This is a genomic window from Thermococcus onnurineus NA1, assembly GCF_000018365.1.
GTDB classification, from domain to species: Archaea; Methanobacteriota_B; Thermococci; order Thermococcales; family Thermococcaceae; genus Thermococcus; species Thermococcus onnurineus.
The window spans coordinates 488,302-502,210 of record NC_011529.1 but is presented as its reverse complement, the minus strand read 5'-3'; the positions used below and the strand labels follow the sequence as shown (position 1 = coordinate 502,210).

The following is a 13,909-nucleotide window of genomic DNA, read 5'->3' as shown; positions in this document are numbered from 1 at the left end:
CAAATAATCCAGGTGATGGCAATGAAAAAGACTGCCGTCTTGCTCATGTTCCTAATGCTCGGGGCAGTCATAGCGGCCGGCTGTATAAGCTCAAACGGGTCAACCACCACTCCGACCGTGCCGAGTACCACCTCAAGCGAAACGTCAAGCCCGAGCCCTAGCCCAACGACCACTTCGGGCTCGAGCCCGAGTGAAACGACCACGACTGCAACAGAGAAGCCCTACTATCCAATTACTATAACTGACTTTGCAGACAGAGAAGTAACAATCGAGAAGGAGCCAATGAAAGTCGTTACCCTCGCGCCCAGCATAACAGAAGACCTCTACTATCTCGGTCTCTTCGACAGGGTAGTCGGCGTTACAGACTACGATGACTTCCCGCCGGAGGTTGCGAACGTAACCAGGATCGGCGGCTACGGTCAGTACGCGAACCTCGAAATCATAGCTTCACTCAAGCCGGATCTCATCCTCGTAGACAGCTTCTCGATGCCAATCCTGAGCGACCTCGAAAAGATAGCCCCAGTTGTTGTCGTTGATCCCCACAGTCTGGATGACATACCGAAGGCTCTTGAACTCCTTGGGAAGGTATTTAATAAAGAAGATGTCGCCGCTTCCGCAATGGCAGAATTCCAGGCAGGGATAGACGCCATCAGCTCGGCGGTTAAGGATGAACCCAAGCTTAAGATCTTCTACGTTGTTTGGAACAACCCGCTTATGACTGCCGGCGGCGGCACTTTCATCAGCGACATCATGAACCTTGCAGGGGGAGAAAATATCTTCGCAGACGCTGAAGGCTGGCCGACCGTCAGCATCGAGCAGGTCATCGAGAGGGACCCTGACGTGATAATACTTACCCCCCACTGCGGCATGACTGTCCAGGATGTCTACAAGGGCGAGCTTGCCAACACGAAGGCAGCCAAGGAAGGAAAGGTCTTCGTGATCGAGAACGAGAACGACCTTATTCACCCGAGCCCAAGGGTTGTTAGGGGCCTGGAAACCCTCGCTAAGCTCCTTCACCCGAAAGCATTCGAGACGGCATACCCACTTACAGTTACGGACTTTGCCGGCAGGCAGGTTACTATCGAGAGCGAGCCGATGAGAATAGTCTCCCTTGCACCGAGCATTACAGAAAGCCTATTCTACATCGGAGCAGGTGATAAGGTGGTTGGAGTTACAGACTACGATGATTTCCCACCAGTCGTCAGGAACATCACAAGTGTAGGTGGCTATGGCCAGTACGCAAACCTTGAGATTATAGCATCCCTCAACCCAGACCTCATCCTCGTAGACAGCTTCTCGATGCCAATCCTGAGCGACCTCGAAAAGATAGCCCCCGTCGTCATAGTGGATCCAAAGAACATCAGCGACATCTACATAGAGATAGAGATGCTTGGAGAGATAACCAACCGTGAGGAAGGGGCGAGGGCGGTAGTTGCCGACATGAAGGCGAAGGTGAGCTATATCACCTCAATGGTCAACGGGCAGGAGAAACCTAAGGTGCTCTTCATAACCTGGTGGAACCCGCTCTATGTTCCGGGCAGTGGCACCTTCCAGGACGACCTCATAAAACTCGCCGGTGGAGAGAACATCTTCTCTGACATGAGCGGTTGGGCCCAGGTCAGCCTTGAGCAGGTGCTCGAGAGAAACCCGGAGATAATAATTCTTTCAGCCCATGCAGGTATAACTGCCGAGGATCTGTGCAACACCGAGCTTGCCAACACTGACGCAGTGAAGAACGGTAGGGTCTACACAATCAGCGACGACAATCTCGTCTCAAGACCTGGTCCAAGAATAGTCTACGGCCTCGAGGAGATAGCCGAGTTCCTGCACCCGGAGCTCTTCAACTATCAGCCACAGCCACTCGTTTGCAATGCAGCCTCTTCAGCCTCCGGTTGATCTCCTTTTTATTTATTCTAGTAAAGGTTAAAAGTCCACCCACCCATTCCCCCCGGGTGGGAACATGGAGAGGAAAACGTTCTACAGGCTTCTGCTCGTCGTCGTTCTTATCCTTACGCTCATATACACATTGGGACTTATGGGAGTGGTTCCCTTCGAGGCGAGCTACTACATAACCCTATTTATGCTTATGTTGTTTATCTACCTCCGCCTTGATGCAAAGGCGAGGGGAGAGTGAGATGCCCTTCACTTGACGATCTAAGCGCGTTGAGAGGTCCTATTAATCCCCAAACCTTAAAACTAGGAGAGAACATAACAATACAGTATTTTGCCCCAGAGGGGACGTCAAGCCTAGTAATTCCAAGAAGGACCCCGTTCTTGCTCGTGCTTGTGATTTCATGGGCAGTTCAGGATTAGAAACCTTTGTCAATAACTAAAACGGCATCATTGTTTGTGGGAACACGAAAGACCACAGTGACAAGGGAACTCAAAATTGAAAAATAGAGGTGAAGCAGATACCTCACTTGTTAAGCGGGTAGAGTGAGTCGCGGTAGATGGCCGCGACGGTCTCCTTGGTAGCCTCAATCGGGGCAAGTGAAAGCAACAGGTCGAGGCTTGGGGTGGTCATGGCGAGTTCGGCGAGCTTATCAACGTCCTCCTCAGTGAAGCCAACGTCAATCAGCTTCTGAGTGATTCCGATGTTGAAGAGCCACTCCTCAACCTTCTTTGCGACGAGTTCAGCCTCTCCCGGGACTCCCTTAGCTTCTGGAACGAGTGGCCTGTAGACCTCGGCGAGTATCCTGGCGGTGGCCGGGTAGATGTGCTTGATAACTGCCGGCAGGAGCATGGCGAGGCCAAGTCCGTGTGGAAGGTCTGGCTTTACGGCGCTGAGCGGGTGCTCAAGAGCGTGGGTGAAGTGGAGCAGGCCGTTGTCGAAGGATATACCCGCTATCGCGGAGGCGTAGAGCAGGTAGTACCTGGCCTGCAGGTTGTCCGGGTGAGCCAGGGCCTCTGGGAGGTAGTCGAATATCAGCCTGGCGGTCTCCTGGGCGAGAAGTATTGAGTAAGGGCTAGCAAACTTGGTGGTGGCGGCCTCTGTGATGTGGTTAAGGGCATCAATGGTTACGTAGCGAGTCTGGTCGGCCGGAAGCTTTGTCATAAGCGCCGGGTCGTCGATGGAGTAGAGTGGGTAGATACAGTCGTAGGCTATGGCCGGCTTGTACTCCTTCTCCGGAATCGAAGCCACTGCGAACCTGTCGACTTCAGTTCCAGTTCCGTGAGTCGTGTTCACGGCTATGATGGGCTTGGCCTTCGTTGGGGTGAACTTAAGCTCGTAAAGGTCCCTGGCAGTCTTGTCGGTGTACTCCAGCAGAATCGCAACGCTCTTGGCGCTGTCAATTGGACTTCCACCACCAATGCCAATAACAGCCTGGGCTCCAAACTCTTTACCGAGCTGGGTGGCCTCATCGATCATATCAACGGTTGGGTTTGGGCCGACCTTATCGTAGTGGACGTACTCAATACCGTACTCCTCAAGGGCGGGCTTGACAACGTCCCAGGCGCCACACTTCTTGTATGAACTCTTTCCAGTGACGAGAATGACCTTGGTTATGCCGCGGTTTTCCTTAAGATCCTTGGCTATGTCGTAGAACTTGTTAATGGCTCCAACACCGAAGTATGTCATGGATCTGCAGCGAAGTTCGAACACCTGATTTATGGGGATCTGGGACTCCCACAACATTGTACATCCCTCCAAATGTGTTCATTTGTAGCTATTTCGGGTAGAATAAAAACCTTTTTACAACAAGAAATGCATAACCAATAGTTTTTAACAAAATGTCTAATGAAATCCCAGTTTCTTTAACTAAAATGGTAAACAAAAGCATAAAAATATTACGGAAATTATAATACACAGATTTGTTTTCTTTTTTGAACAAACTAAAACACTTAAATTTAACACACAGAGGACTTTCAGGCCATACTTGTGAGTTCCGACAAAACGATGAAAAGGTCAAAACAGATGGGTAGTTAAAGCATCCTCCCAACACCTTCCATGTCTACGGCAGCTATCCTCTCGCGTGCTATCCTCTCGGCAGTCCTGCGTCTTATCCTGTCCTCGACCTCTTCGGGCTTTCCAAAGAATATTGCCTCTGCGGGACACATCTCGGCGCAGGCAGGTTCCATGCCAAGCCTTCTCCTGTCGGCACACATATCGCACTTCGTGACTGCCTTAGTCTTGACGTCAAAGCTCGGCACGCCAAATGGACAGACGGCAAGACACATGTAGCAGCCTATGCACTTGTCAGGGTTTATTATGATGGCTCCGTCGCTGTCGCGGTAAATTGCACCTGCAGGACAGACGTCCATACAGGGTGCCCTCTCGCAGTGGCGGCAGTTTATTGGAATCGGAAGTCCGGTGACAGTGTAGTAAATCCTTATGTTGGGCTTGCCACCGTGGAGGAAGTCACAGACTGCCTCACACGTCTCACAGCCAATACAAAGGCTGTAATCAACGTGAAGGATTCTCCTCGTCATTCCCATCACCTCCCCATCAGCCACATGTGCATGGCCTCAGCAGCATACAGGCCATCCTTAACAGCCTTACCAACCTTTGACGGGCCTAAAACGACGTCTCCTGCGGCGAAAACACCTTCCCTGCTCGTCATGTGCCTGTTATCAACTACGATCCTGCCCTTCTTATCGACGGCTATATCGATCTCTTCTGCGAAGGGTGGAGTGGGGCTCTGACCGACGGCGAAGATGACATAATCCACGTCTATCTGGAAGTTCGAACCTTCTATTGGAACAGGTCTCCTCCTGCCGCTCTCGTCGGGTTCACTGAGCTTGGTCTTCACCAGCTCCACAGCTCTGACCTTTCCGTTCTCACCTATTATCCTGACCGGCATCGTCCTCTCCAGCCACTTCACACCCCTCTGCTGGAGGAGGTTAATCTCGTAGGCCCCCGCAGGAGCCTCCCTTATCGTCCTGCGGTAACTGAGGTACACCTTATCCGCTCCGAGGAGAACGCTCTCCAATGCGGCATCGACGGCTGTGTGGCCGGCACCAACGACCAGCACTTTCTTGCCCTCCACTGGTGTGACCTTGCCCCAATCCATGTGGCCGAGCTTGGCGCTCTTTATCCTAAAGAGATACTCGAGGGCCGGGAAGACACCCTCAAGCTCCGCTCCCTCAATGTTTGGAATCCAGCACTTCCACGTTCCTGTTGCTATTAGTACCGCATCGTACTTCTCCACGAGTTCCTTGAAGTCTACCCTGTTCTCAACGAACTCGTCTCCTGATTCTCCTTCCAGATTCCCGAAGTACACTTTGGTTCTGGTGAAGAACTTGACATTGTAGACCCTTTCTAATTCTTCATAGCCTTCTCTAACGCGGTATATTGGAATCCTGAACTCTGGTATGCCAAATAGCATTAATCCTCCAGGCTCCGGCAACTTGTCGTAAACATGAACCTCATGACCCTGACAGACAAGGTAGCCAGTTGCCGCCAAGCCTGCCGGTCCGGCTCCGATAACGGCTATCTTCTTCCCAGTTGGTTCTGGTCTTTCCCTACACAGGAACGCAAACCTCATCCCGCTCATACTCATCACCCCAGGTAAGCCTCATATTTGTTGGCAACGCCAAACAGCCTTTTCCTCTTGCAGTCATCACAGAGAAAGGCAATCTCAGGGTTTTCACCCAGCTCAATCAGCTTTTTTGCAAGATATTCGGCTTCTTCCTTCACGATGTTGAGCCTTTTCCCGCAGATGGCACAGTAGGCAAACTCAAAGACCAGCTCCCTTTTGTCTGACTTCCCTTCCAGCGCCCCCGTTGGGCAGGCTTCGTTGCACTCAAAGGAGCATTCTTCGCATTTCTTCGGGTCGAAGACTATCCTCCTCACACTATCTTCAAAAACTGAAATGGCCGAGTGGGGGCAGGCCTTTGCACAAACCCCACACCCCACACAGAGCTCCACCTTCAGCACCGTCATCACCCGAAGTAGGCGAGCGTTTCGACCGCCTTCCTCTGGGCTTCGACGATGCGCTCGGCCTTGCGCCTCCTCTTCTCTTCCATCAGCTCGTTGAGGTCAGCGTAGATTATCGCATCGGTGGGACAGACCGCAGCGCAGAGCGGATCTCTGCCCTCCTTCCTTCTTTCGGCACATAGGTCACACTTCACAGCCAGCTCCTTTATCGGGTCAACTATCGGAATCGCGTAGGGGCAGACGGCCGAACACATGTAGCAGCCGATACACTTGGACTCGTCTATCACAACTGCGCCATCTTCGTCGCGATAGATGGCCTTCGTCGGGCAGACTTCGATACACGGAGCCTTCTCACAGTGGCGGCAGTTGAGGGGAACCGCTATGTCCCTGAACTCATAGACCGTGATGAATGAAATTCCGTGCTCCTTCTCACAGGCCACCTCGCAGGCGCGGCAGGCAATGCAGCGCCCGAGGTTTATGAACAGCTTTTTCTCCATCTTCAGCACCCCCCAATCTTCTCCACCCTACATGCGGCCACCTTCAGCTCGGGAATCTTTGCTTCTGGATCGAGGACATCGTTCGTGAGTATATTGGCCCCCCAGTGCCACGGAACTGCGATCACCCCTTCCGAGACATCTTCAGTAACGACCGCCCTGCAGGTGTAGCTTCCACGTCTCGTAACTATCCTTATCATTTCACCATCCTGTATACCCAGCTTCTTTGCATCTTCCGGACTTATCTGGGCGTACGGGCTGGACCAGCGCTTCTTCAAGCTTTCACTCCTGTTACTCATCGTGAGTGTGTGGTACTGGCCGACGATGCGGAATGTCGTCAGTATGAATGGGTACTCCTCATCGGGCTCTTCTGCAGGTGGCTTGAACTCTACGGGGATTATGTTGGCCTTTCCGTCGGGGGTGGCGAAGCGCTCGACGTGCAGCCTCGGCGTTCCAGGATGATCCTCGCTCGGGCACGGCCACTGCACACCCATAACCTCTCGCTTGAGCCTCTCGGGGGTTATCCCACGGTACTGCGGAGCAACGAGGGTTATCTCCCTCGTAATATCTTCAACGTCTGAGTAGTCGAACTTTGGCAGGCCGAGAGCCTTTCCAAGCATCGTCAGTATCTCCCAGTCCGGTTTGGCTTCTCCTGGCGGCTCAATCGCCTTGAAGTTCCACTGGACGCGCCTCTCGCTCGCGGTGAATGATCCTTCCTTCTCGGCGTATGCGGCTGCTGGGAGCACGTAGTGAGCCAGCTCGGCCGTTTCGGTGAGGAATATATCCTGAACAACGAGAAGTTCGAGGTTCTTGAGAGCCTCGATAACGTGCTTCGTGTTCGGATCGCTCATGACCGGATTCTCGCCCATTATGTAGAGTGCCTTCAACTCGCCTTTAGCAGCCGCATCAATCATCTCTGGAATAGTAAGGCCCGGCTTCGAGGGCAGATCTTCAACGCCCCAAATTTCCGCCACGTGCTTCCTCTTCTCGTCGTCAGTTACCTTCTGATAGCCTGGAAAGACGTTTGGCAAGGCTGCCATGTCACATGCTCCCTGAACATTGTTCTGACCGCGCATCGGGAAGAGACCTGTTCCTTCTCTTCCGACGTAGCCACAGATCAGAGCCAGATCAGCGAGGGCCTTAACGTTGGCCGCCCCAGTGACGTGCTGCGTCAGTCCCATTGCCCACATCACGATGCCCCGTCCGGCAGTAGCAAAGGTTATAGCGGCTTCTCTGATGAGCTTGGCGGGAACACCGGTTATTTCCTCGGCGTATTCTGGCGTGTACTTCTGGACAGCTGCTATGAGCTTCTCAAAGCCCTTCGTCCGGTTCATGATGAACTCCCTGTCATAGAGCCTTTCTTCAATGATGACGTGCATCATGGCGTTGGCTAGGACTATGTCCGTTCCAGGCTTAAGCTGGAGGTGCATATCGGCGAACCAGACAGTCCTCGTCTTCCTCGGATCTACGACGATTATCTTGGCCCCGTTGTCCCTCGCGCGGAGGATGTAGCGCATGAGAACCGGGTGGGTTTCTGACGGGTTGTATCCCCATATCAGGAGTACCTTAGCCTTGGGTATGTCCGTGTAGGAGCCGCTCTGAGCGGCAGCGCCAACCGTCTGAGCAAGACCGACGACCGTTGAGGCGTGACAGAGCCTCGCGCAGTGGTCGACGTTGTTGGTGCCCAGAAGGCGGGCTATTTTCTGCAGGAGGTAGTTCTCCTCGTTGGAACAACGGGCACTTGAGAAGAAGCCTAACGTATCCGGCCCGTACTTCTCGCGTATCTCCAGAAGCTTTTCAGCAATCTCCTTTATCGCCTGTTCCCAGCTTATCTCGACGAAGCCGTTTTCAGTTCTCTTGAGCGGCTTTTTCAGCCTATCTTTGTGTCTGAGGAAGTCAACGGCGGCGACACCCTTTGGACAGAGCTTTCCTTCATTAACACCACCGGGATACGGCTCTATTCCTATGGGCTGCCCGTTAAGAGTCTTTATGTAAAACCTGCACCCCATCCCACAGTATGGGCACAGGCCAATCTTAAACTCCTCCATCCGCACCACCGCCCTATCTTCATTTTGAACCTTCACAGCGCTCTCCTTACTAAATACGTCATCACAACTCCATAGACACTTATGATGAGTGGCACAAGCCATGTGGCAATGTTTCCGAGACCGCTGAGGGCGTAGGCTATTCCCGCTGGGATAAGCACCATGATAAAGACGAAGAGTGCCAGCACCTCGACAAAGTCAATCAGCTCTTTAATGGCATTTCTACCGTCAGCGAGGTACCAGTGGTAGAAGCCCACAAAGAGGAAGCCTCCGATGGCATTTCCTATCGTGACTGGGATTATGTTGTGGAAGAACTGGACCCAGCTTATCGCACCGTCCGAGGCAAATATGCTGGCGCTTATGGCCCACATATTGGCTATGCTGTGCTCAAAACCTATGGCAACGAAGGCGAAGATCGGGAACCAGGTTACGATTACCTTCCCGGCAGTGTCTTTGGCGCGAATGTAGAGCCATATCGCCACGTTCACAAGCCAGTTACAGCCTATTCCCAGCCAGAGGGCCTTCCATGGGGTGAGCGCCACTTTGTAGTTGCCAATGCCTATCAGAACGTCCTTGAACAAACCACCTGCCATGAGCCCCGTTCCGTAAACTGCCAAGAATGCCAAGAAGACCGAGCCTACGAAATTGCCTGTGTAGCTGCCGATCCAGTTGTAGAGCACATCCTTAACGCTCGCCCTGCCCGTCATTTTCGAAAGTGTTACTATATGGGCGTTGCCCGTCCAGAGGTCCGCACCGCCAAGAAGGACGGCTATGAGACCGACTGGGAAAACTGCACCCAGAAGCAGCTTGAAGAGAGATAGGTTTGGGAAAGTGCCCAGCTTTGGATGGAAGCTTGCACTAGCGACTATGGCAAAAATGAATCCAAAGGCTATGTATGCACCAGCCATGAAACCCGCAAAGAGCAGCCTTGATGGAGTGGCCTTGGTCTTAACACAGCCAACGTTTGAGCACACATCCACGGTCTCATGAACATCATACAGCACGAGTGAATTATTCTGTGCCATACCCACCACCCTACATTAAATGTCCCAAGATGTTCATTCAGGTGTTAAATGAATTTGCTTAAAAACGTTTTTTTAACGGCCTTTTCCAAACTAAAGGTTCAACACTGCTTCATTAGTTGATTAGGAACTTTATACGACTATAGTGGCTTGGAATGGGTTATAATGGTTTATATTGTTCTCGGAACCGCTAAAAGGGACATCATTACGTCTAACATTTTTGTTATCTCTAAAATTCTAACTAAACAAAAGAGTTTTAACCTTTGGTTTACAATTTCCGGGTTTAAAAACGCTTTTTTATCTATCTACCAAGCCGAGACTGAGGGAACAAACATGAGCACGCGTAAGTTTATGTCCATTGGGGGGGTGGTAATATGAGATACGTCAAGCTTCCAAAAGAAAATACATATGAATTTTTAGAAAGACTAAAAAACCTCGGAAAGCTGTACGCCCCAGTGAAAATTTCCGATCAGTTCTATGATTTTAGAGAAATTGACGACGTCAGAAAGATTGAATTCAACTACACGAGAACCCTGATGCCGCCGAAGAAGTTCTTCTTCGCACCAAGGGAGAAGATGTTCGAGTTCAGCATCTCAAAAGCAGAGTATAGGGAAGTAATCCCCGAAGTCGAGCCCTTCGTCCTCTTCGGTCTCCACGCCTGCGACATCTACGGTCTGAAGATACTCGACAGCGTATATCTGGATGAGTACCCAGACAAGTACTACAAAGTCAGGCGTGAAAAAGGCATAATCATCGGTATAAGCTGTATGCCCGACGAGTACTGCTTCTGCAACCTGCTCAGGACGGACTTCGAGCACGACGGCTTTGATCTGTTCTTCCACGAGCTCCCTGACGGCTGGCTGATAAGGATAGGGACCCCCACCGGTCATAGGATAGTCGACAAGAACATCAAGCTCTTCACTGAAGTCGCACAGGAGGACATCTGCAACTTCAGAGAGTTCGAGAGGAAGCGCGCCCAGGCTTTTAGGTATCATGAGGAGTGGGACAACATCCACTACCTCCTCGAGCTGGAGATGGAGCACCCCCTCTGGGAGAAAGAGGCCGAGAAGTGCTTCGCCTGCGGCAACTGCAGCACGGTGTGTCCGACCTGCCGCTGCTATGAGGTTCAGGACATCGTCAACCTCGACGGAGACACGGGATACAGGGAAAGGCGCTGGGACTCGTGTAAGTTCAGGAGCCACGGACTGGTCGCGGGCGGCCACAACTTCAGGCCGACGAAGAAGGACCGCTTCATAAACCGCTATCTCTGTAAGATGTCCTTCCACTGGACACTTGGAATTAACTTCTGTGTGGGCTGTGGAAGATGTACTGCCTTCTGTCCGGCGGGCATTGATTTCGTGAAGAACCTCAGAATTATAGCTGGATTGGAGGATGCATCCTGCCCGTCAAAGCTGAGCGAGGAAATTCCAAAGAAAGGTTTTGCATATGCCAACAACATTAGAGGTGAAGACATATGAACGAGGCTCACGTCTGCATGTGTCACGACAATCCCTACGCCCTTGACAGGGTCAAGGTTCTCAGAGTGTACCGTTTAACAGAAACAGAGAAGCTATTTCTGTTCAGGTTTGAAGATCAAGAGATAGCCGAGAACTGGACCTTTAAGCCAGGACAGTTCGTTCAGCTTACCATACCCGGTGTTGGCGAAGTCCCGATAAGCATCTGCTCGTCTCCCATGAAGAGAGGATTCTTTGAGCTCTGTATCAGAAAGGCGGGAAGAGTCACCACAGTTGTTCACAAGCTCAAGCCGGGCGACACTGTCCTTGTCCGCGGGCCGTACGGAAACGGCTTCCCTGTCGATGAGTGGGAAGGGATGGACCTACTCCTCATCGCCGCAGGATTAGGAACAGCCCCACTCAGGAGCGTCTTCCTCTACGCCATGGACAACCGCTGGAAGTACGGAAACATAACCTTCATCAACACCGCCCGTTACGGAAAGGACCTCCTCTTCTACAAGGAACTTGAAGCCATGAAGGATCTCGCAGAGGCCGAGAACGTCCAGATAATTCAGAGCGTAACCAGAGATCCTGACTGGCCCGGCAGACATGGAAGGCCTCAGAAGTTCATAGTCGAGGCCAATACCAACCCGAAGAACACCGCGATAGCTATCTGCGGTCCGCCGAGGATGTATAAGGCGGTCTTCGAGGCGCTCATCAATTACGGTTACCGCCCTGAGAACATCTATGTAACGCTGGAAAGGAAAATGAAGTGTGGAATAGGCAAGTGCGGCCACTGTAACGTCGGAACGAGTACTAGCTGGAAGTACGTCTGCAGAGATGGACCGGTTTTCACGTACTTCGACATAGTATCAACGCCGGGACTGCTGGACTGAGGTGGTGGAGATGGAGGGGAAGGTTCGTATAGGGTTTTACGCTCTCACCTCATGCTACGGCTGTCAGCTCCGGTTCGCCATGATGGACGAGATACTTCAGCTGCTCCCGAACGCTGAAATCGTCTGCTGGTACATGCTTGACCGTGACAGCAGTGAAGATGAGCCCGTCGATATAGCCTTCATCGAAGGAAGCGTTTCAACAGAGGAAGAGGTTGAACTCGTCAAGAAGATACGCGAGAACGCCAAGATAGTCGTTGCAGTTGGGGCGTGTGCAACCCAGGGTGGGGTTCAGAGCTGGGAGAAGGATAAGAGCCTCGAAGAGCTATGGAAGGCCGTTTACGGCGATGGGAAGGTTAAGTTCGAGCCGAAGATGGCCGAACCCCTCGAAAACTACATCAAAGTTGACTACCGCATCTACGGTTGCCCACCTGAGAAGAAGGACTTCATCTATGCCATAGGTACCTTCCTCGTTGGTTCTTGGCCAGAGGACATCGATTACCCGGTCTGTCTTGAGTGCAGACTGAAGGGTAACACATGCATTCTCATCGAGAAGGGCGAGCCGTGCCTTGGCCCGATAACGAGAGCGGGCTGTGACGCAAGATGCCCGAGCTACGGAATAGCATGCATAGGATGTAGAGGGGCGATAGGCTACGACGTTGCATGGTTCGACTCACTTGCCAGGACGTTCAAGGAAAAGGGCCTCACCAAGGAAGAAATCCTCGAAAGAATGAAGATTTTCAACGCACACAATCCAAAGCTGGAGGAGATGGTCGATAAGGTCTTTCAGTTTCAGGGGGTGAAAGAATGAAGAACCTCTACCTTCCAATCACCGTTGATCACATAGCGCGTGTAGAGGGCAAGGGCGGCGTTGAAATAGTCGTTGGTGATGACGGGGTCAAGGAGGTCAAGCTCAACATCATTGAGGGTCCGAGGTTCTTTGAGGCGATAACCATAGGCAAGAAGCTCGACGAGGCTTTGGCCGTTTATCCTAGGATATGCTCCTTCTGTTCAGCAGCCCACAAGCTCACTGCCGTCGAGGCGGCTGAAAAGGCAGTTGGCTTTGAGGTACGCGAGGAGATACAGGCCCTCAGGGAGGTTCTCTACATTGGAGACATGATAGAGAGCCACGCGCTCCACCTCTACCTCCTCGTCCTGCCAGATTACATGGGCTACTCCAACCCGCTCAAAATGCTTGACAAGTACAAGAAAGAGATCAACATTGCCCTTGACCTTAAGAACCTCGGAAGCTGGATGATGGACGAGCTTGGTGCAAGGGCCATCCACCAGGAAAACGTCGTCATGGGTGGTTTTGGCAAGCTCCCCGACAAGACTACGCTGGAGAAGATGAAGAAGAGGCTCCAGGAGGCCCTTCCACTTGCAGAATACACCTTCGAGCTGTTCTCCAAGCTTGAGCAGTACGAGGAAGTCGAGGGGCCGATAATCCATATGGCCGTCAGGCCGAGGGGAGACGTCTACGGCATATACGGCGACGCCATAAGCGTCAGCGACGGTTTCGAGTTCCCGAGCGAGGGCTACAAGAAGCACATGGTTGAGCGCGTTGTGGAGCACAGCTTCGCCAAGCACAGCTTCTACAACGGGGAGAAGCCCTTCATGACGGGAGCCATATCGCGCGTTGTCAACCATGCTGATAAGCTCTACGGAAGGGCAAAGGAGCTCTACGAGAGCCACAAGGACTTACTCAGGCCAACCAACCCCTTCGCCAACAACCTCGCCCAGGCGCTTGAGTTAGTGTACTTCATGGAGAGGGGCATCGACCTTATCGACGAGGCCCTCGCTAAATGGCCGATAAGGCCGAGGGACGAGGTAGATGTAAAGGACGGCTTCGGTGTCAGCACCACCGAGGCACCGCGTGGAATCCTCGTCTACGCCCTAGAAGTCAAGGACGGAAGAGTAGCTTACGCGGATATCATAACGCCCACAGCCTTCAATCTCGCCATGATGGAGGTTCATGTACGCATGATGGCTGAGAAGCACTACAACGACGATCCTGAGAGGCTGAAGCTCCTTGCTGAGATGGTCGTCAGGGCCTACGACCCGTGCATCTCCTGTTCGGTGCACGTGGCGAGGCTTTAGCCATATCTTTTTATTCCCCTCTCAGA

The 13,909-nt window shown here is 52.3% G+C and carries 13 protein-coding genes; 6 read left to right on the top strand and 7 right to left on the bottom strand.

Annotated features, from left to right (window positions below; translation table 11 throughout):
• Nucleotides 1–15 precede the first annotated feature (15 nt).
• Nucleotides 16–1,896, top strand: a complete 1,881-nt coding sequence (locus tag TON_RS02830) for an ABC transporter substrate-binding protein (RefSeq protein ID WP_238516340.1) — start codon at nucleotides 16–18, stop codon at nucleotides 1,894–1,896.
• Nucleotides 1,897–1,960: 64 nt separating this feature from the next.
• On the top strand, nucleotides 1,961–2,134 hold the full coding sequence (locus TON_RS10425) for a hypothetical protein (RefSeq protein WP_012571504.1): 174 nt from the start codon (nucleotides 1,961–1,963) through the stop codon (nucleotides 2,132–2,134).
• Between the two features lie 282 nt (nucleotides 2,135–2,416).
• On the opposite strand, the gene TON_RS02820 is transcribed toward TON_RS10425, so the two are convergent.
• The 7 genes from TON_RS02820 to TON_RS02790 all read right to left on the bottom strand — a co-directional run bounded on the left by TON_RS02820 (nucleotide 2,417) and on the right by TON_RS02790 (nucleotide 9,442).
• Complete coding sequence (locus TON_RS02820; RefSeq protein ID WP_238516339.1) at nucleotides 2,417–3,580, bottom strand: iron-containing alcohol dehydrogenase; 1,164 nt, start codon at nucleotides 3,578–3,580, stop codon at nucleotides 2,417–2,419.
• 344 nt (nucleotides 3,581–3,924) lie between these two features.
• A complete protein-coding gene (locus TON_RS02815; protein WP_012571502.1) occupies nucleotides 3,925–4,431 on the bottom strand; it encodes a 4Fe-4S dicluster domain-containing protein in 507 nt (168 codons plus the stop codon).
• Between the two features lie 5 nt (nucleotides 4,432–4,436).
• On the bottom strand, nucleotides 4,437–5,495 hold the full coding sequence (locus TON_RS02810; RefSeq protein ID WP_012571501.1) for an FAD-dependent oxidoreductase: 1,059 nt from the start codon (nucleotides 5,493–5,495) through the stop codon (nucleotides 4,437–4,439).
• A 5-nt stretch (nucleotides 5,496–5,500) separates the two neighbouring features.
• Complete coding sequence (locus TON_RS02805; protein ID WP_238516337.1) at nucleotides 5,501–5,884, bottom strand: 4Fe-4S dicluster domain-containing protein; 384 nt, start codon at nucleotides 5,882–5,884, stop codon at nucleotides 5,501–5,503.
• Nucleotides 5,884–6,375 carry a 4Fe-4S dicluster domain-containing protein gene (locus TON_RS02800; RefSeq protein ID WP_012571499.1) on the bottom strand — a complete coding sequence of 164 codons (492 nt, stop codon included), beginning with the start codon at nucleotides 6,373–6,375 and terminating at the stop codon, nucleotides 5,884–5,886. The genes TON_RS02805 and TON_RS02800 overlap by 1 nt, the downstream gene beginning before the upstream one ends.
• Nucleotides 6,376–6,377: 2 nt before the next feature.
• Nucleotides 6,378–8,420, bottom strand: coding sequence for a formate dehydrogenase subunit alpha (fdhF, locus tag TON_RS02795; RefSeq protein WP_012571498.1), 2,043 nt, complete (start codon nucleotides 8,418–8,420; stop codon nucleotides 6,378–6,380).
• A 32-nt stretch (nucleotides 8,421–8,452) separates the two neighbouring features.
• Nucleotides 8,453–9,442, bottom strand: a complete 990-nt coding sequence (locus TON_RS02790) for a formate/nitrite transporter family protein (protein ID WP_012571497.1) — start codon at nucleotides 9,440–9,442, stop codon at nucleotides 8,453–8,455.
• A gap of 371 nt (nucleotides 9,443–9,813) precedes the next feature.
• Between TON_RS02790 and hydB the strand changes: the two genes are divergently transcribed.
• From hydB to hydA, 4 genes are read left to right on the top strand one after another with little or no spacing between them, the layout of a single operon-like run.
• Nucleotides 9,814–10,917 (top strand): NADPH-dependent hydrogenase/sulfhydrogenase 1 subunit beta, encoded by a 1,104-nt coding sequence (hydB, locus tag TON_RS02780; RefSeq protein WP_012571496.1) that lies wholly within the window; start codon nucleotides 9,814–9,816, stop codon nucleotides 10,915–10,917.
• Nucleotides 10,914–11,789, top strand: a complete 876-nt coding sequence (gene hydG / locus TON_RS02775; protein ID WP_012571495.1) for an NADPH-dependent hydrogenase/sulfhydrogenase 1 subunit gamma — start codon at nucleotides 10,914–10,916, stop codon at nucleotides 11,787–11,789. The genes hydB and hydG overlap by 4 nt, the downstream gene beginning before the upstream one ends.
• Before the next feature lie 10 nt (nucleotides 11,790–11,799).
• A complete protein-coding gene (hydD, locus tag TON_RS02770) occupies nucleotides 11,800–12,597 on the top strand; it encodes an NADPH-dependent hydrogenase/sulfhydrogenase 1 subunit delta (RefSeq protein ID WP_012571494.1) in 798 nt (265 codons plus the stop codon).
• Nucleotides 12,594–13,883, top strand: a complete 1,290-nt coding sequence (gene hydA / locus TON_RS02765; RefSeq protein WP_012571493.1) for an NADPH-dependent hydrogenase/sulfhydrogenase 1 subunit alpha — start codon at nucleotides 12,594–12,596, stop codon at nucleotides 13,881–13,883. The genes hydD and hydA overlap by 4 nt, the downstream gene beginning before the upstream one ends.
• Nucleotides 13,884–13,909 lie beyond the last annotated feature (26 nt).

Coding starts and splice junctions, on each gene's coding strand:
- TON_RS02815 (WP_012571502.1), bottom strand. CDS start 4,431: ATGACGAGGAGAATCCTTCACGTTGATTACAGCCTTTGTATTGGCTGT.
- hydG (WP_012571495.1), top strand. CDS start 10,914: ATGAACGAGGCTCACGTCTGCATGTGTCACGACAATCCCTACGCCCTT.
- TON_RS02830 (WP_238516340.1), top strand. CDS start 16: ATGGCAATGAAAAAGACTGCCGTCTTGCTCATGTTCCTAATGCTCGGG.
- TON_RS02805 (WP_238516337.1), bottom strand. CDS start 5,884: ATGACGGTGCTGAAGGTGGAGCTCTGTGTGGGGTGTGGGGTTTGTGCA.
- TON_RS02810 (WP_012571501.1), bottom strand. CDS start 5,495: ATGAGCGGGATGAGGTTTGCGTTCCTGTGTAGGGAAAGACCAGAACCA.
- TON_RS02800 (WP_012571499.1), bottom strand. CDS start 6,375: ATGGAGAAAAAGCTGTTCATAAACCTCGGGCGCTGCATTGCCTGCCGC.
- hydB (WP_012571496.1), top strand. CDS start 9,814: ATGAGATACGTCAAGCTTCCAAAAGAAAATACATATGAATTTTTAGAA.
- hydD (WP_012571494.1), top strand. CDS start 11,800: ATGGAGGGGAAGGTTCGTATAGGGTTTTACGCTCTCACCTCATGCTAC.
- fdhF (WP_012571498.1), bottom strand. CDS start 8,420: ATGGAGGAGTTTAAGATTGGCCTGTGCCCATACTGTGGGATGGGGTGC.
- hydA (WP_012571493.1), top strand. CDS start 12,594: ATGAAGAACCTCTACCTTCCAATCACCGTTGATCACATAGCGCGTGTA.
- TON_RS02820 (WP_238516339.1), bottom strand. CDS start 3,580: ATGACATACTTCGGTGTTGGAGCCATTAACAAGTTCTACGACATAGCC.
- TON_RS02790 (WP_012571497.1), bottom strand. CDS start 9,442: ATGGCACAGAATAATTCACTCGTGCTGTATGATGTTCATGAGACCGTG.
- TON_RS10425 (WP_012571504.1), top strand. CDS start 1,961: ATGGAGAGGAAAACGTTCTACAGGCTTCTGCTCGTCGTCGTTCTTATC.